Annotated in this window: 27 protein-coding genes; 22 read left to right on the top strand and 5 right to left on the bottom strand. The window is 58.6% G+C overall.

Annotation, left to right across the window (positions count from 1 at the left end; genetic code table 11):
- The 18 genes from C8J33_RS04330 (at position 1) to C8J33_RS04410 (ending at position 15,066) form a co-directional block, all read left to right on the top strand.
- Complete coding sequence (locus C8J33_RS04330; protein ID WP_132663254.1) at positions 1-1,311, top strand: phage major capsid protein; 1,311 nt, start codon at positions 1-3, stop codon at positions 1,309-1,311.
- Positions 1,312-1,362: 51 nt separating this feature from the next.
- Complete coding sequence (locus tag C8J33_RS04335; RefSeq protein ID WP_132442984.1) at positions 1,363-1,575, top strand: hypothetical protein; 213 nt, start codon at positions 1,363-1,365, stop codon at positions 1,573-1,575.
- An 11-nt stretch (positions 1,576-1,586) separates the two neighbouring features.
- Entirely contained in the window at positions 1,587-1,958 is a 372-nt protein-coding gene (locus tag C8J33_RS04340) for a hypothetical protein (protein ID WP_132663255.1), read from the top strand.
- A 2-nt stretch (positions 1,959-1,960) separates the two neighbouring features.
- The gene (locus C8J33_RS04345; RefSeq protein ID WP_132663256.1) at positions 1,961-2,491 is read left to right on the top strand and encodes a head-tail connector protein; all 531 of its coding nucleotides are present in this window, start codon (positions 1,961-1,963) and stop codon (positions 2,489-2,491) included.
- Entirely contained in the window at positions 2,488-2,841 is a 354-nt protein-coding gene (locus tag C8J33_RS04350) for a head-tail adaptor protein (RefSeq protein ID WP_132663257.1), read from the top strand. The genes C8J33_RS04345 and C8J33_RS04350 overlap by 4 nt, the downstream gene beginning before the upstream one ends.
- On the top strand, positions 2,834-3,286 hold the full coding sequence (locus C8J33_RS04355; RefSeq protein WP_132663258.1) for an HK97 gp10 family phage protein: 453 nt from the start codon (positions 2,834-2,836) through the stop codon (positions 3,284-3,286). The genes C8J33_RS04350 and C8J33_RS04355 overlap by 8 nt, the downstream gene beginning before the upstream one ends.
- Positions 3,286-3,675, top strand: a complete 390-nt coding sequence (gene gp17 / locus C8J33_RS04360; RefSeq protein WP_132663259.1) for a tail completion protein gp17 — start codon at positions 3,286-3,288, stop codon at positions 3,673-3,675. Before C8J33_RS04355 ends, gp17 begins: the two co-directional genes overlap by 1 nt.
- Positions 3,672-4,100, top strand: a complete 429-nt coding sequence (locus C8J33_RS04365) for a phage tail tube protein (protein WP_132663260.1) — start codon at positions 3,672-3,674, stop codon at positions 4,098-4,100. Before gp17 ends, C8J33_RS04365 begins: the two co-directional genes overlap by 4 nt.
- Entirely contained in the window at positions 4,100-4,447 is a 348-nt protein-coding gene (locus C8J33_RS04370; RefSeq protein ID WP_132663261.1) for a hypothetical protein, read from the top strand. Before C8J33_RS04365 ends, C8J33_RS04370 begins: the two co-directional genes overlap by 1 nt.
- A gap of 113 nt (positions 4,448-4,560) precedes the next feature.
- Positions 4,561-4,779, top strand: a complete 219-nt coding sequence (locus C8J33_RS04375; protein ID WP_245507052.1) for a hypothetical protein — start codon at positions 4,561-4,563, stop codon at positions 4,777-4,779.
- Between the two features lie 12 nt (positions 4,780-4,791).
- On the top strand, positions 4,792-7,341 hold the full coding sequence (locus C8J33_RS04380) for a phage tail tape measure protein (RefSeq protein WP_132663263.1): 2,550 nt from the start codon (positions 4,792-4,794) through the stop codon (positions 7,339-7,341).
- Positions 7,341-7,916 carry a hypothetical protein gene (locus C8J33_RS04385; protein WP_132663264.1) on the top strand — a complete coding sequence of 192 codons (576 nt, stop codon included), beginning with the start codon at positions 7,341-7,343 and terminating at the stop codon, positions 7,914-7,916. Before C8J33_RS04380 ends, C8J33_RS04385 begins: the two co-directional genes overlap by 1 nt.
- A 32-nt stretch (positions 7,917-7,948) precedes the next feature.
- Complete coding sequence (locus tag C8J33_RS27880) at positions 7,949-8,308, top strand: DUF6950 family protein (protein ID WP_422038047.1); 360 nt, start codon at positions 7,949-7,951, stop codon at positions 8,306-8,308.
- Positions 8,257-10,404: a hypothetical protein gene (locus C8J33_RS04390; RefSeq protein ID WP_132663265.1), complete on the top strand. Its 2,148-nt coding sequence runs from the start codon at positions 8,257-8,259 to the stop codon at positions 10,402-10,404. Before C8J33_RS27880 ends, C8J33_RS04390 begins: the two co-directional genes overlap by 52 nt.
- The gene (locus tag C8J33_RS04395) at positions 10,404-10,862 is read left to right on the top strand and encodes a hypothetical protein (RefSeq protein ID WP_132663266.1); all 459 of its coding nucleotides are present in this window, start codon (positions 10,404-10,406) and stop codon (positions 10,860-10,862) included. The genes C8J33_RS04390 and C8J33_RS04395 overlap by 1 nt, the downstream gene beginning before the upstream one ends.
- On the top strand, positions 10,859-11,515 hold the full coding sequence (locus C8J33_RS04400) for a hypothetical protein (protein ID WP_132663267.1): 657 nt from the start codon (positions 10,859-10,861) through the stop codon (positions 11,513-11,515). The genes C8J33_RS04395 and C8J33_RS04400 overlap by 4 nt, the downstream gene beginning before the upstream one ends.
- A 17-nt stretch (positions 11,516-11,532) precedes the next feature.
- The gene (locus C8J33_RS04405) at positions 11,533-14,349 is read left to right on the top strand and encodes an SGNH/GDSL hydrolase family protein (protein ID WP_132663268.1); all 2,817 of its coding nucleotides are present in this window, start codon (positions 11,533-11,535) and stop codon (positions 14,347-14,349) included.
- A 9-nt stretch (positions 14,350-14,358) separates the two neighbouring features.
- Positions 14,359-15,066: a hypothetical protein gene (locus C8J33_RS04410; protein ID WP_132663269.1), complete on the top strand. Its 708-nt coding sequence runs from the start codon at positions 14,359-14,361 to the stop codon at positions 15,064-15,066.
- A gap of 34 nt (positions 15,067-15,100) precedes the next feature.
- Here the strand turns inward: C8J33_RS04410 and C8J33_RS04415 are convergent, their stop codons facing one another.
- A complete protein-coding gene (locus C8J33_RS04415) occupies positions 15,101-15,583 on the bottom strand; it encodes a hypothetical protein (protein WP_132663270.1) in 483 nt (160 codons plus the stop codon).
- 381 nt (positions 15,584-15,964) lie between these two features.
- Here C8J33_RS04415 and C8J33_RS04420 point away from each other — a divergent pair, with 381 nt between their 5' ends.
- The 3 genes from C8J33_RS04420 (at position 15,965) to C8J33_RS04425 (ending at position 17,253) form a co-directional block, all read left to right on the top strand.
- A complete protein-coding gene (locus C8J33_RS04420) occupies positions 15,965-16,621 on the top strand; it encodes a glycoside hydrolase family protein (protein WP_132663271.1) in 657 nt (218 codons plus the stop codon).
- 12 nt (positions 16,622-16,633) lie between these two features.
- A complete protein-coding gene (locus C8J33_RS26925; protein WP_165929726.1) occupies positions 16,634-16,807 on the top strand; it encodes a hypothetical protein in 174 nt (57 codons plus the stop codon).
- A 71-nt stretch (positions 16,808-16,878) separates the two neighbouring features.
- The gene (locus tag C8J33_RS04425; RefSeq protein WP_132663272.1) at positions 16,879-17,253 is read left to right on the top strand and encodes a hypothetical protein; all 375 of its coding nucleotides are present in this window, start codon (positions 16,879-16,881) and stop codon (positions 17,251-17,253) included.
- 151 nt (positions 17,254-17,404) lie between these two features.
- Here the strand turns inward: C8J33_RS04425 and C8J33_RS04430 are convergent, their stop codons facing one another.
- Positions 17,405-18,076, bottom strand: coding sequence for a class I SAM-dependent methyltransferase (locus C8J33_RS04430; RefSeq protein ID WP_132663273.1), 672 nt, complete (start codon positions 18,074-18,076; stop codon positions 17,405-17,407).
- 786 nt (positions 18,077-18,862) lie between these two features.
- Between C8J33_RS04430 and C8J33_RS04435 the strand changes: the two genes are divergently transcribed.
- Entirely contained in the window at positions 18,863-19,138 is a 276-nt protein-coding gene (locus tag C8J33_RS04435; RefSeq protein ID WP_132663274.1) for a hypothetical protein, read from the top strand.
- A gap of 58 nt (positions 19,139-19,196) precedes the next feature.
- On the opposite strand, the gene C8J33_RS26930 is transcribed toward C8J33_RS04435, so the two are convergent.
- The 3 genes from C8J33_RS26930 to C8J33_RS04440 form a co-directional block, all read right to left on the bottom strand.
- Positions 19,197-19,343, bottom strand: a complete 147-nt coding sequence (locus C8J33_RS26930) for a hypothetical protein (RefSeq protein WP_165929727.1) — start codon at positions 19,341-19,343, stop codon at positions 19,197-19,199.
- Between the two features lie 209 nt (positions 19,344-19,552).
- Positions 19,553-19,675 carry a hypothetical protein gene (locus C8J33_RS27785; RefSeq protein WP_281024594.1) on the bottom strand — a complete coding sequence of 41 codons (123 nt, stop codon included), beginning with the start codon at positions 19,673-19,675 and terminating at the stop codon, positions 19,553-19,555.
- 32 nt (positions 19,676-19,707) lie between these two features.
- Positions 19,708-20,292: a hypothetical protein gene (locus tag C8J33_RS04440; protein ID WP_132663275.1), complete on the bottom strand. Its 585-nt coding sequence runs from the start codon at positions 20,290-20,292 to the stop codon at positions 19,708-19,710.
- Positions 20,293-20,372 lie beyond the last annotated feature (80 nt).

Here is a 20,372-nt window from a genome sequence, read left to right on the forward strand (position 1 = left end):
ATGAATAAGCATATGATGCCGCGCGTTTCGCTCGCGGCCCTTCTCGCTGCGCGCCCTCTCGCCGTCATCGGCGCAGTTCGCAACGACATCGACGCCGGAAAGCTCGAGCAGCTTCTGAAGGACGTCAAGTCCGAGGTCGGCCGCGTTGGCGATGAGGTCAAGCGGACCGCCGAGGACGCCCTGAAGCAGTCCAAGGACGCCGGCAAGACCTCCGACGAGGTGAAGGCCAAGGCCGACGAACTGCTGACCATGCAGGCCAAGCTGAACGACGCGCAGAACAAGCTGGAAGGCAAGATCGAAGCGCTCGAAACCCGCAACACGGACCTCGAGCAGAAGCTCGCCAGCAACCGTCGCGGCGGCGGTGGCGGTGACGACGTCAAGTCGTTCGGTCAGCAGGTTGCTGGCTCCGACAAGCTGAAGCAGTTCGTCGCACAGGGCGCCAAGGGCACGATCAAGATCGATGTCCAGAACGCGATTACCACGGCGGGCGGCTCGGCCGGCACCCTCATCGTACCGGCACGCGACACGGAGGTCGTCGAGATCCCGCGACGGCAGATGACGATCCTGAACCTGCTGAACTCGGTGCCGATCACGGTCAATTCCGTCGAGTACGCTCGTATGGTCCAGCGCATCAACGCCGCGGCCGCCGTTGCTGAAGGGGATCTCAAGCCCGAGTCCAACTACGTCTGGGAGCTCGATGATGCGCCGGTCCGCACGATTGCTCACTGGGTTCCGGTGTCGCGCCAGGCCATGGACGACATTCCCCAGCTGCAGGGCGAAATCGACGGCGAGCTGCGCTACGGCCTGGAGCTCGTGAAGGAAAACGAGATCCTGAAGGGCGATGGCACGGGTCAGCACCTGCACGGTCTCGTGCCGCAGGCAACCGAGTACAATCCGGCGTTCGCGCCGGCCGACGAGACCGATATCGACACGCTGCGCCTCGCACTCTTGCAGGCATCGCTTGCCGAATACCCGGCCGACGGCATCGTTCTGCATCCGACCCGCTGGGCGAAGATCGAACTGACCAAGGACGGCCAGCTCCGCTACATCTTCGCCAACGTCGTGCAGATGGCTGGCCCGCAGCTCTGGGGCCGCCCGGTCATCGCCACGCAGGCCATGGCCGAGCCGGAGTTCCTGACCGGCGCCTTCCGCGTCGCCGCCAAGGTCTACAAGCGCATGGATGTTGAGGTGCTGATCTCCAGCGAAGACCGCGACAACTTCGTCAAGAACATGCTGACCGTCCGCGCTGAAGAGCGCCTGGCCCTCGCGGTCAAGCGTCCGGCCGCCCTCGTCACTGGCGAGTTCCAGTAATCGACACGGGGCGGTGACCAGTTCGCCGCCCCGCCAACCGGAGACGACAGCATGAAGTATTTCAAGGCATCCCGATCGTTCTACGGCTCCCTCGGCAGCGTGCGCCGCAACGATAAGATCCTGCTCACCGACCCCCGCCTCGCCGACAAGGACAAGGTCGTCAAGGAACTCGTCAAGAGCGGTCTCCTCGTGCCTGCCAGCAGCGACGGCGAGCCAGCATCTCCCGCAACTCCCCGGGCAGCCAAGACCAAGCCCCAGGCATAAGGATTACGACCATGAAACGTCTGAAAATGACAGTGAAGACGGCCGCGGACGGTACCGCGACTGCGTTTTCTCCGCGCGCAACCGGCAAGCTGCACAGCATCCACTACGTCAAGGACGGTGCCACTGCTTTCGCTGACGGCGTCGATTTCACCGTGACGGCCGAGACCACGGGCGAAGCCATCTGGAACGAGCAGAACGTCAACGCTTCGGCAGCCCGGTATCCGCGCGCGCCGACGCAGTCTGCCGCTGGCGCTGCCGCTCTCTATGCCGCTGGCGGCACGGCAGTGCAGGACAAGATCGGTCTCGCAAACGATCGCATCAAGATCGTCGTGGCGCAGGGCGGCAACGCCAAGGTCGGCCACTTCATTGCGCTGGTCGATTGATCATGACGGTACGCGTCATCGAGCCTCCTCCCGCGCTGGTGACGCTAGAGGAGGTGAAAACCTTCCTCCGCATTTCCGATCCAGATGCGGACAGCGTTATCGCGTCGCTCATCGTTGCCGCTCAGGCTGAGTTCGATGGCCCGAGCGGATGGGTCGGCAGATGCTTCGGTGCGCAAAAGCTCGAATGGTCGACCGGGCCGTTGGGTGACGAGGTCTGGGTGCCGTATCCGGAACTGACGTCGGTCTCATCGATCCAGTTTTACCGCGACGGCCAATGGCTGACCATTGACGACGCAACCTACGAAAAGGATGCCACTGGGTTTCTTCGTCCGATTTCAGGAACCGCATGGCCCCCGATGACGGCAGCCCGCGTCGTCTACGTCGCCGGGATGCCCCCCGGCGATCCCCGCCGAGAGCAGGTCAAAACTGCGATCTTCTTCCACGTCAAAATCCATTTCGATGACGGAGACCATAACGACCGGTTGCGCGATGTCATCGCGACGCTGCTTGCTCCCTTGAGGGTGTTCTCATGACCGTAAATGTCTCTGAGCTGGATCGCCGTATCACGCTGCAGCGTGCCTCGAAGGTCGCGAATGCATTTAACGAGGAAACCAGCACTTGGCTGGATCTCGCCAAGGAATGGGCGCGTCGCCGCGACGCGTCGGACAGCCAGAAAGTCGAGTTGCTAGCTGCCGGCCAAGTCGGCTCGTTCCGGGTCAGTCGCTTCACGGTTCGTTCCTCAAACATCACTCGATCTATCACTCCTGTCGATCGCCTCCTGCACGAGGGAGTGATCTGGCAGATCAACGGCGTGAAAGAACTGGATGAGGGTCGTCATCGCTTCATCGAAATCACTGCCTCAAGGGATGCTGACAATGGCTAAGGTTACGGTCAAAATCGAAGGTCTGAAGGAACTGGATCGGGCGCTAGGCCAGTTGCCGAAATCAACAGGCAAGGCTGTTCTGCGCAAGGTTCTGAAAGATGCAGGCGAGCCAGTCGCCCAAGCCGCGCGCGCAAATGCGCCGAAGCTGACGCTCCATCTGACGGAGACGACGGATGTTGGCACGAAGCTGACCCGGCGCCAGGCCTCGTTGCATAAGAAGCAGGCGAAAGATGATCGCGCCTTCTCGGAAGTCTTTATCGGCACGAGCGATCCTGCCGGCATGCAGGATGAGTTCGGCAATGAACATCAGGCGGCCGAACCTTGGTTGCGTCCAGCATGGGACGGAAAGAAAGACGCCACGCTTGATCACATCAAAAACGCCCTTTGGGGTGAGATCGAGCGAGCCGCAGAACGTCTGGCGCGCAGAGCCGGCAGGAGGCGTTGATGGAGGAGGCCCTTATTGCGCTGCTCCTATCGGATACAGGCCTGATGGAGATCGTTGGCGGCAAGGTTCGTCCTGGCCGCGCAAGCCAGACTGATCTTGCGCCGTTCGTCGTCGTGCAAGTGATCGACAAGAACCGCTCCTACACAATGAAGGGCCATTCGGGCCTTGTCCGGAGCCGTGTGCAGATCGACGCGTATGCGGACACCTATGCTCAGGCGAAAGAGGTCTCTCGCATCATCGAGGCGCGGCTCAACGGTTACAAAGATGCGGCCTTCAAGGCGATCTTTCTGGAAGACCATCGAGACTTACCCGCAGCGGACGCGGGCACGGTGACGACGAAGTTCCGCTCATCCCTCGACATCACAGCTCACTATGGAGAACCGCAATGACCGACGCCATTCTCGGCTACGACACCGGATATGAGATATGGGACAGCACGCTGTCCGTGCCGGCCTATGTTCCTGTCGCCGAAGTCACGATGGTAACACCCGGTTCGGCGACTGCCGACCGGGTGGAAGCCACGCACATGAAGAGCCCCGGTCGTCGTCGCGAATACATTGCCGGTCTGATCGACAGCGGCGAAGCCTCGATCGAGATCAACTGGGTTCCGGGCAGCGCGACCGATGAACTGATCCGTCGTGTTTTCGAGTCCGGCGAGACGGTCCTTCACCGGATCACCTTCCCCAACAAGGCGCGCGTCGCGTTTGAGGCTCAGATCACGGGCTACGAAAAGGACGTCCCAGTCGACGATCGCATGACGGCAACGATCACCGTTTCGGTCTCCGGCGCGGAAACGTGGGACGAGGCTGCCTGATGGCCAACCAAGAACGCGGTGAGGTCGCCTTCCAGGCGCTCGGCAAGTCGTGGACGATGAAGATCGGCACGGGCGCCATGTGTGAAATGGAGGATGCCCTGGGCAAGGGCATCTCCGAAATCAGCCAGGAGCTGTCAGGTAAATCCGTAAAGCTGTCGCTTCTCCGGACGATCTTCTGGGCTTCTCTGCAGCGGCATCACTCCGGCACGACGCTGCAGGAGTGCGAGGACATCATCGACGAGATCGGCGTGGCTGAAGCCGGCCCGCTTATCGGCAAGGCGTTTCAGGCTGCTTTCCCCAAGAAAGAGCCGGGCACGCGCCCTCGGAAGGCGGCGGCAGTAGCTTAAGCTGGCCGTCGCGGGTATCCGAATGGGTCGCAATCGGTCAGCCCTACGAGCTGTTCTGGCAGCTCACGCTTCGCGAAATCAGCGTCATTCTCGCGGGCGAACAAGAGCGCCAGATGCGCGAGCGCAACGAGCGGATGAGCCTCGCTTGGCACATCGCCAAGCTCGATCGTGTGAAGAAAATGCCCGCCTTGAAAGACATGCTGACCGTGAAGAAAACGCGGGTGAGGCAGACGCCTGAAGAGATCGAGGCCGTTACGCGGTCATGGCTGGGGAGCCGATCAAAAAAAGAGAAGCGCGGTATCAGCGCTTCTGACGCTTTCAACAGTAATTGATCGGGCCTGGGTATGGGATTATCTGCAGTGATCGGCGCACTCCGCGTCAACCTTGGCATCGATACCGCTGAGTTCTGGGACGGTCTCGACAAGGCCCAGCGCGCGCTGGGCAAGGTCGGAAACTCTTTGAAGTCGGCGGGCAAGGATCTGTCGACCTATGTGTCTGCGCCACTCGCAGCGATGGGTGCTTTGACTTTGAAGACGGCCGGCGACTTCGAGGCGTCCATGAACCGGGTGCAGGCCGCAACCAACGCGTCGACATCCGAGTTTGCCGCCATGCAGAAGATGGCGCTGGATCTCGGTGCGAACACGTCGAAGTCGGCATCCGAGTCCGCGGACATGATGGAGATGCTGGCAAAGAACGGCTTAACGGCCACGCAAATCCTAGAAGGCGCTGCGGCGGCTTCCATCAAGTTGTCCGAGGCCACTGGTGGCGACCTGTCCACATCGGCAGACGTCGCAACCAACGTCATGGCGCAGTTTAAGATCGAGGCGAAAGACCTTGGTCGGGTCGTGGACGGCATCACGAATGTGACACTTGCCTCGCAGTTCGGGTTCAACGATTACAAGGATGCCATCGCGCAAGCCGGTGGCGTCGCCGGTGCCCTCGGTGTCTCCTTTGAAGATTTTAACGCCGCAATCGCCGGCACATCGTCAGTCTTCAATAGTGGATCGGACGCCGGCACCTCATTCAAGACCTTCCTAACCACGCTGTCACCGAAGAGCAAAGCTGCAGCGGCGGCAATGAAGGATCTTGGCCTCGAGTTCTTCAACGCCGATGGCTCCATGAAATCCATGGCGGCCGTTGCCGAAGAGCTGAAAACCAGTTTGTCCGGCCTGAGCGACGAGGCAAAGACTGATGCCGTGACGACAATCTTTGGCTCAGATGCCATGCGAACGGCGCTGGCGCTTGCCGACCAAGGTGCGGCAGGTATCGACAAGCTGGCAGTCGCGATCGAGCGCAAGGGATCGGCCGACGCTCAGGCTGCGGCCCGGATGAAAGGCTTCAACGGTGAACTGGAGAAGCTTGGCGGCGCGCTCGAAACGCTGGCCATCAACATTGCCAACAGCGGATTGCTGGCTTTCGTTACGAGCCTCATCTCCAAGCTTGCAGACTTCGTCTCCAGTCTTTCGGAAACAAACCCTCAACTGCTCAACTGGGGCGTGGTCGTCGCCAGCGTCGCGGCGGCTCTCGGGCCGCTTCTGATCACTCTTGGGTTCGTCGCGACAGGCATTGCGGCTGTCGGCGCGCCTGTCGCCGCAGCGATTGCGGCTTTTGCGGCGCTGGCGGCCGGAGGCGTGGCGCTCTACCAGAACTGGGAACAGATCAAGACGTCGTTCCCGGCGACGGCCGCCATCGTCGAAGGATCTATCTCCGTCATTCAGGCGACGGCTGTCGGGTTGGCGACGCAGCTCGGCCTCGTCGGGCAGTACCTCAGCCAGTTCCTGACGGGCGACTTGAAGGGTGCCGGTGATACAGCGCGACTGATCTTCGAAAACCTCGGCACGATGTTCACCAACATTGCGAACGTCGTGTTCCCGGGCGCGCTCGATGCGATCAAAGCCAAGATCGCAGAGCTTGTTTCAAGTCTGAGTAGTTTTGCCGGATCTATGCTGACGACGTTTCAGGCAATCCCTGAGCAGATGAGGGATATCGGGGAACAAATCGTCGCCGTGTTCTCCGCTCTGCCTAGCAGGATGCTGGAGATCGGCGGGCAGATCATTGCCGGCCTTGCGGACGGTATCGCTGCTGGCGCCAGCCGTGTGGTCGATGCAGCGTCCAACGTCGCGACGCAGGCCTACAACAAGATCACTGGCATCTTCGATATTCATTCCCCTTCTCGCGTCATGCATCAGGTCGGCGAGTTCGTGACGCAAGGCCTGGCGAACGGTATAGCCGCTGGTACGCCAAAGGCGACAGCTGCAGCTTCTCGGGCTGCGATCGAGGTGGAAGCTACGCTCGGCGAGATCGGTAAGGGTCCAAAAGGCGACCCATGGGCGGGCATGCGAGAAGTGTCGCCGGGGGTCACTGAAGAGCTGACGTCCATGCAGAAAGCTGGACAGGACCTTGCGAGCACTCTCGGAAGTGCGTTCTCCGGGCTTATCGATGGGTCGAAAAAGCTGAAGGATGTGCTGAAGGACGCTCTATCCAGTATCGCAAACTCTCTTCTGAATAGCGGCATTCAAACCCTCTTCGGCGGCGGTTCCGGCACGGGAGGTGGGTCTGCGGCAGGCGGCTTGTTCGGCAAGTTTTTCTCATCGATGTTTTCGGGATTGCCGGGTTTCGCAACCGGCGGAACGTTCGATGTCGGCGGCGCTGGCGGCATAGATAGCCAGTTGGTGGCATTCAAGGCGAGCCCGAACGAGAAGGTTTCCATAACGAAGCCGGGCCAAGAGCGTAGCGGTGGATTCGCGCCGACATACAATATCGATGCGCGTGGATCCTCGATGAGCAAGGCCGAGTTCAAAGCCATACTTGAACAGAACAACAAGCGGCAGATGGGCGAAGTTCGGGGCAGTGTCAGCAGCTGGGTGAGTGATGATGAGATGAGGCGCCTGTAATGGACTTCTCGGCTGCCATCGCCGCGCAGATCGCGGGCAACCGCGTGTATTGCGACGTCCTTGTCGAGATGGATTTCGCGGACGGGATGCGCCGGCTTTACAACGGGTTCGGTCCTCTCACGACGAATGACGGCAAGACGTGGGAGGGCATCGGCGGCCTTGGAAGCGTCAACGGCTTGCGCCAGTCGATCGACGGCAAGGCCGAGCCCGTCGATCTGACGGTGTCCGGTGTCGATCGCCACTTCGCCGCTCAAGCCAAAGGAAGCCGCGCGAACTGGTATATGCGATCCGTGGTCGTCTACCTCCAGTTCTTCGGGGATGACTGGCAGCCGCTGGACATGCCCCTCGCCGTCGTCCTGGCTGACATGCGAACCCTTGAGATCAAGCGAGTCTCGACGCAAGACGGCATGCTCTACACGGTATCTATCCGGAGCGAGGGCAAGTTCATCACCCGCAAGCGTCCCCGCTACGGCTACTATTCTGACACAGATCAGCAGAAGCGCTCTCCCGGCGACAAGGGTTGTGAGCGCACGCGCGGTATCGAAAACCACATCATTCCATTTCCGGATAACTGATGAACGCAGATCTTGGCGCGTTTCTACGCGCGATGGCTGCCTCCGAGTTCGCTTGGGGGACGAAGGACTGTGCGCTGGTCATAGCCGACTGGTGGGCCGTCAATCACGGTGCCGATCCGGCATCCCATCTGCGCGAAACATACGGTTCCCGCGATGAGTGCCATGCTGTCCTCAATCGCGAGGGTGGTCTCTGCCGATTGGTTTCCCGACTGGCCCGATCCGTCGGCGCCGTTCGATCTTCAGGCGACAGTGCTGGAGACTTCGGCGTCATTCGACATGGCGACCGGCACCTTGCAGCCATCCGGACACAGTCCGGGAGGTGGGCTGTCAAAGGTGAAAAATGCGTGACGGCTCTGAAAAATCCAAAGGTTGTTGCTGCATGGCACGTTTGAAATCCCTGCTGATGGCGGGTGTCTTCTTGGGATGCCTGACCTCTTCCGCTATGGCCGATCCCGGCACGTTGATCGTCAGTTCTATTCTGGGCTCAGCAGCTGCGGCGGGAGCTATCGGCACTGCGTTGGCTGGCGTCATCAATATTGGCCTCGCCTTTGGTCTCAGCCTGCTGGCACCGAAACCAGAGGCGCCTAAGCCTCAGGACGTGCAGAACGTCATTCGACAGTCCATGCCACCGCGCACGCGGCACTATGGCCTGAAGCAGCTCGGTGGCTCGCAGCTGTTCATCGAGGCACGAGACGGTAACGTCTGGCAAATTGTTGCTTTTGCAAGTCAGCGTTTCGATAGCGTCGTCGAATGGCTCGTCGATAGCCGGCATGTTGAGCTTGGAACCGGCGGCGTCGTTACGACAGATCCTTACTATGAGCAGAAGGTGCGCATCACGTACCGGCCGGGTAATGTTCTTCAGACGGCATATGACGCGCTCATTGAGAAGTTCCCGACGATCTGGACGGAGGCTCATAGAGCTAACGGTATCGCGCACGCCCTGCTGGAAACGCGTGGCGTGCCGGACGAAAAGTTCTCGAAGATCTACCCGAACCGCATCGCTAAGCTGAACGGCGTGTTTCGCACGGCTCGCGTTTATGATCCGCGATCGGCGGCAACCGCCTATAGCGCGAACCTGTCGCTCCACCTTCGCGACTACCTTTGGCACGAAGACGGCTTGCAGATCGAGCCTGAATATATCGACGATGCAGACTTCATCAAAGCTGCCAATGACAGCGACGTTTTGCTGCCGACAAAGTCGGGAGGAACGGTTCGGCGCTACCACGGCGCCCTCAGCTACAGTTTCGAGGCAGACCCTCAGTCTGTTCTCAACCGGTTCCTCACGGCGACGGACGGTCGCCTCTGCCTGAAATCGAATGGCAAGATAGGTTTCTCCGTTGGGGTATGGGTCGAGCCAACGGTCATCATCACTGATGATCACATCATCGATTTTTCCTTGTCAGATGGGGCCGGCCCTCTTCGTGAGAGCAACGAAATTCTCGTCAAGTATGAAGAGCCCTTGGCCGATTTCACAGCCTCGGATGCGCAGCCTTGGCGGCAAGATGATGAGATCGCCGAGTATGGTGAGGTTCGATCCAAGACCATCGATGCCTACGAAATCCAAAACCACAACCACGCACGCCGGATTGCGAAGCTGGCTGCCCATAGGGCTGCGCCTCGCTGGCAGGGGAAGATCACGACGACGCTGTTCGGAATGCAGGCGTGGGATCAGCGCTGGGTCCGCGTCCAGATCCCTGACCTCGATACCGAAACAGAGGTGTTCGATGAGACGATGGAGGTGCTGGACATCTCTCTCGACCACGAAAGCATGATCGTGACCCTGCAGCTCGCAAGCTTTGGGCCGGAAGCCTATGCATTCGACCCCGCAACTGAGGAAGGCACCGCACCGGCTCTTGCGGATCGTCTTGAGGAAGGCTCGCTGCCCTCTATCGAAATGGCCACAGCCATTGGCACGCAGCGTCAAATATCTGGAGGTGTGAAAGTGGCATTGATCAAGGCGTCGGTTGCCGCACCCGATGATCGTGACGACCTCCAGCTCGAGGTTGAATACACTCTGGCAGATCAAGAAAACTGGCAGGCTGCCTCAGTCGGGAAGGGCGCTTACGCCGTCGATATCGTCGGGCTGGAGGACAGCAGTCTGTACGACATCCGTTTCCGTTGGCGAGGCGGGTCAGGAAGCGTCGGCCCTTATGCGCTGATTGAGAACATTCCGGCTGTGGCTGATCCGACGCCGCCGGGTCCGGTGTCGAACTTCGATGCTCTGCCCGGCCCGACAGCCGGAACGGTTGCTGTTGCTTGGACGAATCCCAACAGCGAAAACTTCAAGGCTGCGCGCGTCTATCGCAACAGCACGACGAGCTTTGCGACAGCGACAGACTTGGAAGGGCCTATCTACGGTTCGCCGGGCACGGGCATGGTCTACGAAGACACCCCGCCATCTGCTGGGGCCTGGTACTATTGGGTGCTCGCCGAAAATGGCAGCGGCAAGCGGTCTGCCGCCGTTGGCCCTGCGTCGGAAGTCGTGTGATGCTGAACTCAACACGGCTCAGTGATGCCCGTCTGTTTCAGCGCGCACTGCAGAGCGTGAATAAATCGCTCGATGCCCGCTTTGAAGCGTTCAAGGCGGAGCAGACGGCGGCGATGGCTGCGGCGACAGCGCAGCTTCAAGCGCTGATCAACGAGGTAAAGGCGCGCCCGTACGCCGTCGTCATCGGGGAGCGTAGCATCACTGTCGGCGCCTTGTTGTCCGTGACGCTTGCTGGAGTGAAGAAGACAACGATCGGCGCGGCCGGTGTGCGCCCGACAGACCACGCAATTTACTTGCAGCCGAAAGATCCACCTCCCGATGGCTTTGGCTTTCCGGGCGCCATCTGCAAGACGCCTGGCTTTATCGAGGTACGAATAACCGCGCCGCAAATCGCCCTTGGTGTTCAACAGGTCATCACGTTCACCGTTGTTGCCTTTCGCACGGAGACCACGCCATGACGATCACGCAGTCTGCATCCTTGACGCTGGTGTTTTGCAATCCGGAACTGCGCAATTTTGTTGCCTCGGGCGGACGTACCGGGACAGGGCGTCAGCAGAATGTCTTCCGGGATGCGGGGTTCTGGGAAATTGGTGTAGCGTTTCGCACGAACAACAAAACGTCGGTTCTTGCTTATAGGGCGATGATCGCGCGCCTCCGACAAGGCGAGGATATTCTCGTCAGCCTGGTTGACCTTTACTGCCTCGAAGGCGAGGCGCCGAGCAAGATTGTGGCGCCCGCTGCCCGTCGTGCCACCACTGTGCAGGTCGAGGGCGTCGCCGCTGACTTGGAGCCGGGGCATCATATTACAATTCAGAACCGTCTGCATCGCGTGACAGAAGTTCTAGCGCAGACGGAAACCATCATTGGTACAGTCCTTGGTTCTCACGACGGTAGCGTTTGGACCGATGGATCGACATGGGTGGATGAAGGTGACTTTACGTCATCCATCAAATTCCTTCCGCCTTTGCGCGCGGCTATTGCCGCCAACACACTCGTCGAGTTCGACGACTTGAAATGCCTTTGTGTCCTCAAAGACATGGGCGATGGCGACCTTGATCTGGATCTCGGCCGCTTTGGATCGCCTTCCCTGACCTTCATCGAGACCATCTAACACTCACGAGGCCAACGATGCCCATTGGAACCATCGCCAACGGCGAAGGCGGCGCAAGTGTGCGCGCAAAACTGAATGCCGCTGTAGATCGAGGCAACGAAGTCGAGAATGCTCGCTCTGGCTCAGCGAGTCTTGCGGATCGTCTCGGGGTTATTTTGGATGCAGCAATCGATCAGAGTGATGCCGTCTTGACTTACTTGGGCGGGGTCGTCGGCGCGCAAGCCACCGCCAGCCAGCAGCGAGATACGGCCCTCGGGCAGCGCATTGACGCTATCCTACAGACGATCGCCACGGATGCTGAGGTAGCGGCAGCTATCAGTACTGCGCTTGCGCCTTACGCAACCGATGCAGATCTGTCGGCCGCTGTCGCGGCTATTCAGGACGCGGTATCAACCGCGGCATCGAAGGCAAATGTGGCATTGGCTGCTTCGAATAATCTGCTCGGCCAAGCATTCGCCCGTCCGGGTGATGCTCGCGCGCTGTTCTCCTCGGCGCTGACCGGCTCGGCTCTGTCGCGCGCGCCAATCACTGCCGGCATCGTCGCGCCGTCTGCCGATCTCGGTTCAGTTCTGCGTATCCGCGGCGTCGATACCGACGACGTGTCGGGCTATGTGGATGTTGCGCGCCGGATTGACTTTGCCCTTGATCCTGGCCGAACCTATCTCGTCACGGCAACCGTCGATCGCAACGTCGACCCGAGCGACCCGGCGAACAACGCAGTCGAGATCCGCTGGCAGAACCTGAATGCGAACAAGGCGGGCGTCAGCAACGTTCGTCTTGGCGGCGCCCTTTTGCCAACCGTTGCCGGCGGTCCGCTGCGCGTGTCTTTCATGATCGGCAAGGCCGGGGCGCCTGGCGAGCTCGTCTACATCATCCCGCCGTCTGCGGTGTATGGCCTACCGCTTGTTCGCATTTACGGGAATGGCGCCGAGACAGACATTGCCTCGATCGACGTGCGCGACGTCACGGACGACGTTGCAGGCGGGACCGAGCTGTCCGAACTCACCGCCCGGATCTCTGCAGAGGAGGAGGCACGCGAGCAGCTCGCAGAGGTCGTTTCCGACCTTGGCCTTGCCGTCGACAATCGGGTTCGATTTGACGTCTCTCAAGCTCTGAGCGCCGAGGAAGAGCAGCGAGTTCGTGAAACGATCGGTCTGGGTGACATCGACAACACGCCTGACAGCGGGAAGCCCGTATCCGAGGCGCAGCTTGCGGAGTTCAACGATCGTACCCCGAAAATCGAACACGTTGGCCCGGCTCGTCCAGTCATCGTCACTGACGATGTGGCTGTGATGTACATCAACCAAGCGGGGGAGGTTGGCCTTCCATCGCTATCCCCTGAGACCAGGCGGGAAGCTGTCAAGGACGTGTCGGTTCCGCTGAGCCCCACCTTGCGGGTGCCCTTTATCTACTCGGACCAAGGCGGCGTGGTCGCGTGGTTGACCCATGACGGTATCGATCTTGCGCTTATCAGCGACGCGCTCAGAATGAAAATTGTCGGGGCGCAGTTTCCGAAGGTCGAAGCGACCGGTCAAGCCCAGCCGCTGATCGTCAGCGACGAGGTTGCCATCATGTATCTCGACGAAGAAGGTCGCGTCGGGTTGCCGGTCCTTGCACCGGAGACAAAACGCGAGGCAACCAGCGATCTCGCGCCGGCAATCTCCGTTCACTCCGTACGGCAGCCGCTTCTCTATTCAGACAAAGGTGGCGTCGCCGCTTTCCTTGATGAAGACGGTATCGACTTCCCGAAAGTCAGCAAGGCGCTGAAAGCGAAGCTGTTGCCGCGACAGGCGATGTCATCGGGGCAATCCCTCCACCGTGTGCGCAGCAAGATCGCTCGCATGAAGTTCGGCATCTCGCCAGAGAAGATCAAAGTCCTTGTGATCGGCGACAGCTGGGTTCAGGGCGACCCGATTTCACGCGGCCTGATGACGGAGATGACCAGGGATTTTCCGATTTCCGATACTGGCTTCATGTCGTCGCGCGGCACAGCTTTTGCCGTCGCCCTTACGAGCGCAACGCTGGTGACGTCGGGCGGGTGGACGATCACCAATGCCACCGATGGGACGACGTATCCCTTTGGCACAGGTCCAGATGGACAGGTGCTCTATACGACGGCAACCAACCAGACCATTTCGGTTGCCGGGTTGAAGGCGACATCGATCAAGATCCTTAGAAACCAGTTTGGAGGCAAGTGGCGGTATCGTGTTGATGGCGGAAGCTACACTGTTGTCACGGACGCAACGGGTGGCGCCCAGGCGGCAATCACAATTTCCGGTCTCGCTGACGTCGATCACACGCTGGATATCGATACGGTCGGAAATACGGGCACCGTTTCATTCGCAGGCCTTTATGCCGAAAGAAACGTCAGCGGGATTGAAATTAACCGCTTCGGCGCTGGGGGCATGGATGCCGCCAGAATGCAATTTTATATCCCGAATATGCAGTTGGCCATCTCGCTGATCCAGCCTGATCTGGTCATCACCGTGCTTGGCACCAACGACGCAGGTAGCCCGGTGAGCACACCGGATGTCTATGCTGATGTGCTGGGTGATCTCACAACCCTTGTGAAAAGCATCGTTCCTGACTGCGGAGTTCTTCACGTTATTCCTCCGGTAAACGCAGGGGCGGTTCTTAACCCGCTATCGGCTTACCGCGACGCCATTATTGACCTCTGCGAAACAAATGGCTCGGAATATCTCAGCCTCGTAGACACGTTCGGCTCATATGACCAGGGCAACGCGCTGTTCCTTTGGAGCGATACACTGCACCTGAACGCCATCGGCGGGCTCGTCGTCGGCAAGACGATCAACGACAACTTCATCAAGCTCTAGGAGACAGAAATGGCTACTGTAAACGCTCTGCGCATCGGCGGCGATGCGTTCCCGAGTAAGGGATACCCTCCTCTTTCCGTGTTCAAGGTTCCAGTCGTGAGCGGCCTAACTGGCTGCTTCGTATTCAGTGGTGGCCCCAAGATCGCGCTCACCAACTGGGCGGGCGGGCCCGATGCCACGCTTTACGGCGCACTCGAAGATCATGACGGTTACTGCACGGTCGTAGACGTGATCGATACGCATATCCCCGAAACGCCTGCAATGACATTTTTCGCGCTCTTCAGGACCATTGTCGGCCCTGGAAACAGCGGCGTCATGGGCACTTTCGCTGGTGGCGAAAATGAAGGCATTTCATTGTTTGCCTATTCCGGAAGCCCGCTGCTTAACGCCCTTGTCGAGAAAGCCGGCGGCGCGGACACGATCAATGTCAACATGGAACACGGGGTGTGGACGATAGCCTCGCTGACGTCTCCAGCGACAGGCGCGACCGTCGAGCGGAACCATACACTTGGGACGCAAGCAACATCGACCAACACCGGCGCCAGCAAGACGACGGGTTCTGAAAAAGTTCACATCGGCGGACTTCCTGTGGTTTTTCGCGCGCCGATCGATCTCGCTCTAGCGGTAATTTTCAACCGCGCGCTCACGACAGGCGAGACCACTGCGATGGAGGCATGGGCGCGTGAACATGCAGAAGCATTCGGGCTTGAGGCTTAAACGCGCAGAAAGTAGGTGCTTAATGCCGGAAGCGTCAGAGGCACGCGTTTATGCAGAGAATTACAATGATCGGAGCGTAAGGAATGTAAACGAATGGCTCCTTCATTTCCTTGAAGCAGCGTTTCCAATTGAATTGTTCTCCGCCGTTTTCCCCAATCCATCTACTGTATAGCTGATGTATCTGAGGCGTTTCCATATACGAGCCGCTGAAGTAAGCTTCGATCTTCCAGATCGTAGGAAACTGGGCATGTTGCCACGATTTCCAAAGCGCTTCCAAGAACCAGACAATTACTGTGATCGCCGCAAGGGCAATGGAGAGCCATTGCCTTTGCTCGTTCAAGGAGCTTTGTGCAAGCGTCAAGAGCGTCGCGGCGGACCCCGCCACCAGCCACCCTTTGATCGTGAGGGCCGTTTTGGCTGCGTCATCCCAGCGTGCGAGTGCAATCTTATAGTCTTCGAGCAAAGCTTTTCTGGTCTCGGCCATGTGCTTTGTTTCGCTCTCAGAAACGTCGTTCATTGCGATTTACCCCGCGATCCATATGCCGAACCGATTAGCAGAAGCAGCATTCTTGAGGCTTGCGCGTAACTTTGCGATTAGCTTATCGCGACTCATGAATGTGCGCCGTGGACAGCTCAGGGCAAGGAGATGTCGTTCATCCAAACAGAGCGAACGGAAGATCTGAGCCCAGCGCCAACAAGGCGGCAAAGGCTGCACAGACCGCTACGACGGTCATGCCGACGGCTACACCCTGAATGATCTTGAGCTATCGCGTCCGCTTTCCATCCCAGTCATAAGCCATCTGATCCTCGTGATCTTTAGCAGCGGGGACACCCGCCAAAGGCGGCAGTAGGCCGCGAGGCTTGCGCCAAGCTTGCCGTTTTCAACAAGGAAATCGTTATGAAGACCACCTTGGATATCCAATCCGAGCTGAAACGCCGTGGCTATTACAAAGGCGCTCTTAATGGAAAGCACAGTCCGGAATTGGATTATTCGATCCGGCAGTTCCAGTCGGCCAACGGTCTGGCGCGGGATGGCGACGTAGGGCCGAAGACGCTGGCGAAGCTGTTCCCGGTCAAGAGCGCGCCCCAGGTGCGGCGGATGGTGACGAGCGCCGCCGGCCGGGCTGCCATCACGCAGCGCGAGGGCAACGTCTTGACGGCCTACCGTGACAGCGTCGGCATCCTTACGATCGGCGTGGGGCACACGACGGCGGCTGGAGCCCCGACCGTAGCGCCCGGCATGAAGATCACCGCGGCGCAGTCTGACAAGATCCTGTCTCGCGATCTGGCGACGTTCGAGAAAGCCGTGCTCGATGCCGTGAAGGTGCCGCTGGCGCAGCACGAATTCGACGCGCTGGTCTCGCTCGCGTTCAATATAGGCCCGACCGCATTCGCCGGATCCACTCTGGTGGAGAAGCTGAATGCGGAAGACCGCGCCGGCGCAGCGGACGCCTTCCTTCCTTGGAACAAGGGCACGGTCGGCAAAAAGAAGGTCTTCATCAAGGGCCTTGCTGATCGGCGCGCAGCAGAACGCAAGCAATTCCTCAACCTCTGAAAGGACTTCACTATGGAAAAGTACACGAAAGCAATTGCCGCTGCCGCTGGCGGCGTCGTCACCGGGACGGTCGGTATCCCGTTCATGCCCGACGATACGCCCTGGTACGGCTACCTGGCGCTCTACGCGCTGACGATCGGGCTGCCAGCCGTCCTCACATACTTCGCGCCGAAGAACGCCGCCTGATCAGCCGCGGCCCGTCATTTAGAGAGACCGATATGCAGATGCCAACACGCGCTCCCCGGCTGGAATGGAACTTGAACACGATCATCAGTCTGGTGACGCTGGTCGGCATGTGCGTCGGTCTCATCACGATCTGGGTCGAGAAGACTCGAGACATTGAGGATCTGCAAGCATGGCGGATCGGCCACGAGGAGCTCCACAAGGAGCGCCTAGCCGAAGTCACGGGACTTGCCGGACGAAACGAAGAACGATTTCGCGCGATCGAGCGCGATATCCAGAAGATCGACCGCATCGAATATCGGCTGACAAACACCGAGCAGACGACCAGTTCGACTGCGGCGTCGATCAAGGATCTCCAAGGCCTCGTCAGCCAGCAGGCAGGCGACATCAAAGTCGTGCGCGAGATCCTGCAGCGCCTTGAAGCGTCGGAACAACGCCGGACCCGCTGATTTTACAACCCATCACAGGAGGCCTGATATGGCCATTTCGAACAATCGAATGGGACCAAACATTTTTTATCCGATCTCAGACTCGGAAAAGCCCGCTTCAGGCGGGCTTTTCCATATTCTTATATGATCTGTTATCGCCAGTTTCTGCTACCTACCTCGAAAAAACCTCGATCACTTTTTGCCAAAATGTCTTTTTTACTGATCGTTTCAGTTTAGCCTCGCAGAACGTCCGGCCTCCATCGTCGATATTATAGATAGCCGTGAGCCCGGCTGTCTCTAGCCAAGCCTCTAGCTCCGCTGGTGGAACACCACGGACATGCGTATTGTTTCCCCAGAGAGTGCTTGGGCTGCTGATGTATATGGTTCCAGTCTTAGACACACACTCGGCAGCCTTTTGTATGATCTGCAGAGGGTCGGCCACGTGTTCTAATACTTCGGTCAGGAGAACGTAGTCATATTTGCGTTTTGGCTGGAACTCTTCTATCCACCCACTTAGCATTCTCATTCTTTTGCGCACTATCTCGGGTTCTCTAAGTGAAAACCGTTCAAACGTGGCTTTTAGAGTGTCCGATATTTCCACTCCGGTAATGTCGTGACCTAATCTTGCATAGTGGATTAGATTAGGGCCGTTGTGGGCTCCAAGTTCAAGGATGGTCGATGATGGATCGGGCTTGAAGCGAAACATCCACTCTTCGCGCCATTTCACTTCTAGGTTTGCTTCAACCGTGCCGACTTCATCATACATTGCCTTGAAGCGCTCACGATCGTGCAAATGTCGATAGTCTGGATCATTGGATATATATTGGAATTCTTTTTCTGACACGCGCAGTTTCCTAAATTGTTATCGCCGCCCCTACGGCTGTGTGGGAACTTTAATAGTTGTGCACGTTCAAGGTCAACGTTACCTCGGCAGCTTTGCGACACCAAAGCAGCTGTCTTCCTTTAAGCCGCATCTTTGACATCGTAGCATTGGCACCAAATGACCGATGTAATTTAGGACGGCACTCCGGCGCTTTATTTCGGAATGAACAACGTGCTCGTGCCGATGGCAGCGGGTGCAGACGCCGACATGATGATACCAAGACGGCAGCGCTACTGGCGGCAGCCAAGAGCACCTTGGTCACATCTGGTGGAATTCACCTCTGGTAAGCGCTGTGCTACTGGTTCCGCGCGGCACGAGCCTAGCCACCTAGCGCGTCTTGTCCTGTGGCCACACTCTATCCCCGGTACTTCACCCGCCAAAAATTGCCCAGTATGACATCAGTCCAAGAAAGCCGATCCAGCCAAGATTGATCGCTCCGACGGCGACGATAATCGCGATACCCATGCATGCCTCCAATTCAGAAACCGGTACAGATCACATTCTCGAATGCGAGCATAACGTATCGTTAAAACAAGCTTAGCGAAAATGGTTAACGGAACGGCAGCCTCGCTCAAGCTTCGCATGCATACTGGTGGTTCGGAGCCTGGCTGCACCGTTGCCCGGTTACAGTCTCCGCGGTCCTCCCAAGACCTGAATTGCCAGCCCCCTTGCCCTAACGGGCGGGGGGCTTTTTCATTTCATCTCGCAGGGTAGCCCACGTCGCCTTGCTGTCCTAATTCTAGGGGTATGAATTCCTACGCAAGCCAATTCCGCGCAATAGTCGGTGAAGACTTCGACCCATCACGGGATCTCGGGGCGGAACAGACCCGCGCGCTCTCTGCTCTCATATTCGGCATGCCGGAAATGCAAATCACCCGGGATGGATTCTTTATCCAGTACGAGGGCTGGAGCTACGATCAGGACATCTACCTGTCAGTGACGGTCACAGACGATCATAAGAGCGGGGCGCGGGCTCTATGCGAGCCGAATTTTGCTCTCGACCAAGATATCGCAGCGTCCTGAGAGACCCTACACGGCGACACTTGACCCACCCCGCGCCTTTTGTTCGTGGGGCGGCTTTCTAGCCAAGCTGTGGATTAACCGTCGAAACCTGCAATCTGTAGGAACCAAATGCAGTTCTAAAACTTGCCGTGCCGATGACGGAGGCACGCATGCGGTATGAAACCGGAATGGCGATCTTCTTCGATGTCTTTTCGAAGTCGGTCATGATCTCGCTTAGGGGCAAGGAATATACCTTGCCTGGGCCATACCCTACCCAGCGGGCAGCTTTTCGATCCGCCGAACAGTTCTGTCGCGATAATGGGTGGATCGATCCGCAAGCTAAACAGGATCCCTGAAAACGGCCACATGTGGTGATGATTCACGGACAGAGAAAAGCCCGCTCGATGGCGGGCCTTTCCTCTCGATTGGCCGCGACTAAATCTCGCCGCGGTACTGCTGACCGTTGAACCGGTCGGCCACCATCCTGCCGGCGTTCACTCTCGGGTGCACGTAGCGTTCGAGGAAGATGCTCAACACCTGCCAGTCGCCGGCCAGCATCGAGCTTCGGATATCAGGACCGGCAGTGTCGACTAATCGTTCCATACTACGACCAGCTTGCCATCAAGAGCCCGAACGGCCTTGTCGACCTTTCTCATATCTGGTCGAAGGAAAAACGATGCGCCGTTTTTGAAGTAGTCGCGTGTTCCGGCGAGCTCATCAAGGTCAATCATTGTGTAACCTAGTTCTTCGCATCGAGCTCGAATGACGTTCATCTGTTCGCTAGGGACCACGACGTATCGTCTTCGAGGACGTCTCAAGCCGTGTCGATAGGCGGTTTTAACTATGTTCCTCCAAGTCCTATCAGGCAGCGACTGTTCTAGCTCGGCCCGAGATGCCCGTCCGAAGAGCCGCCGCAGCTTCGATACGTCGGCCGCTGTCCAAACATTTAGCTTTCGGCCTATGTTGAGTTTGTCAATTTTCCGCCAGATGCCCTTGGCCGAACGTCCTGGAAGAAGGCGGCGCATTGTCGGATAGTCGGGATAATTGCTGCGAAGGATTGCAATCTCGTCGTCTGTCCAAAGCTCCCGACCTTGCATTGTTAGCCCTGAAGCCTGCATGCGAGCCTTTAGTTTCTCCCCACGGCGGACGCCTTCATTGGCTGAATGCAGGTTCATTGCAGGCCACTCCCGGCTATGGATCTATCTGAGCAGACTGCGCCGAAGAGATCGGTCGGGCTCCCTTACTGCATGACAAT

This window comes from Rhizobium sp. PP-CC-3G-465 (genome assembly GCF_004343445.1).
Lineage (GTDB): Bacteria > Pseudomonadota > Alphaproteobacteria > Rhizobiales > Rhizobiaceae > Ferranicluibacter > Ferranicluibacter rubi.

Bases quoted from the DNA above. Each gene is read 5' to 3' on its own strand.
- C8J33_RS04420 (WP_132663271.1), top strand. From the start codon at position 15,965: ATGAAGACCACCTTGGATATCCAATCCGAGCTGAAACGCCGTGGCTAT.
- C8J33_RS04385 (WP_132663264.1), top strand. From the start codon at position 7,341: ATGGACTTCTCGGCTGCCATCGCCGCGCAGATCGCGGGCAACCGCGTG.
- C8J33_RS04355 (WP_132663258.1), top strand. From the start codon at position 2,834: ATGGCTAAGGTTACGGTCAAAATCGAAGGTCTGAAGGAACTGGATCGG.
- C8J33_RS04340 (WP_132663255.1), top strand. From the start codon at position 1,587: ATGAAACGTCTGAAAATGACAGTGAAGACGGCCGCGGACGGTACCGCG.
- gp17 (WP_132663259.1), top strand. From the start codon at position 3,286: ATGGAGGAGGCCCTTATTGCGCTGCTCCTATCGGATACAGGCCTGATG.
- C8J33_RS04410 (WP_132663269.1), top strand. From the start codon at position 14,359: ATGGCTACTGTAAACGCTCTGCGCATCGGCGGCGATGCGTTCCCGAGT.
- C8J33_RS04400 (WP_132663267.1), top strand. From the start codon at position 10,859: ATGACGATCACGCAGTCTGCATCCTTGACGCTGGTGTTTTGCAATCCG.
- C8J33_RS04440 (WP_132663275.1), bottom strand. From the start codon at position 20,292: ATGAACCTGCATTCAGCCAATGAAGGCGTCCGCCGTGGGGAGAAACTA.
- C8J33_RS26930 (WP_165929727.1), bottom strand. From the start codon at position 19,343: ATGACCGACTTCGAAAAGACATCGAAGAAGATCGCCATTCCGGTTTCA.
- C8J33_RS04375 (WP_245507052.1), top strand. From the start codon at position 4,561: ATGCGCGAGCGCAACGAGCGGATGAGCCTCGCTTGGCACATCGCCAAG.
- C8J33_RS04390 (WP_132663265.1), top strand. From the start codon at position 8,257: ATGCGTGACGGCTCTGAAAAATCCAAAGGTTGTTGCTGCATGGCACGT.
- C8J33_RS04330 (WP_132663254.1), top strand. From the start codon at position 1: ATGAATAAGCATATGATGCCGCGCGTTTCGCTCGCGGCCCTTCTCGCT.
- C8J33_RS27785 (WP_281024594.1), bottom strand. From the start codon at position 19,675: ATGCTGGCCGGCGACTGGCAGGTGTTGAGCATCTTCCTCGAACGCTAC.
- C8J33_RS27880 (WP_422038047.1), top strand. From the start codon at position 7,949: ATGGCTGCCTCCGAGTTCGCTTGGGGGACGAAGGACTGTGCGCTGGTC.
- C8J33_RS04350 (WP_132663257.1), top strand. From the start codon at position 2,488: ATGACCGTAAATGTCTCTGAGCTGGATCGCCGTATCACGCTGCAGCGT.
- C8J33_RS26925 (WP_165929726.1), top strand. From the start codon at position 16,634: ATGGAAAAGTACACGAAAGCAATTGCCGCTGCCGCTGGCGGCGTCGTC.
- C8J33_RS04415 (WP_132663270.1), bottom strand. From the start codon at position 15,583: ATGAACGACGTTTCTGAGAGCGAAACAAAGCACATGGCCGAGACCAGA.
- C8J33_RS04405 (WP_132663268.1), top strand. From the start codon at position 11,533: ATGCCCATTGGAACCATCGCCAACGGCGAAGGCGGCGCAAGTGTGCGC.
- C8J33_RS04365 (WP_132663260.1), top strand. From the start codon at position 3,672: ATGACCGACGCCATTCTCGGCTACGACACCGGATATGAGATATGGGAC.
- C8J33_RS04370 (WP_132663261.1), top strand. From the start codon at position 4,100: ATGGCCAACCAAGAACGCGGTGAGGTCGCCTTCCAGGCGCTCGGCAAG.
- C8J33_RS04380 (WP_132663263.1), top strand. From the start codon at position 4,792: ATGGGATTATCTGCAGTGATCGGCGCACTCCGCGTCAACCTTGGCATC.
- C8J33_RS04395 (WP_132663266.1), top strand. From the start codon at position 10,404: ATGCTGAACTCAACACGGCTCAGTGATGCCCGTCTGTTTCAGCGCGCA.
- C8J33_RS04345 (WP_132663256.1), top strand. From the start codon at position 1,961: ATGACGGTACGCGTCATCGAGCCTCCTCCCGCGCTGGTGACGCTAGAG.
- C8J33_RS04335 (WP_132442984.1), top strand. From the start codon at position 1,363: ATGAAGTATTTCAAGGCATCCCGATCGTTCTACGGCTCCCTCGGCAGC.
- C8J33_RS04435 (WP_132663274.1), top strand. From the start codon at position 18,863: ATGAATTCCTACGCAAGCCAATTCCGCGCAATAGTCGGTGAAGACTTC.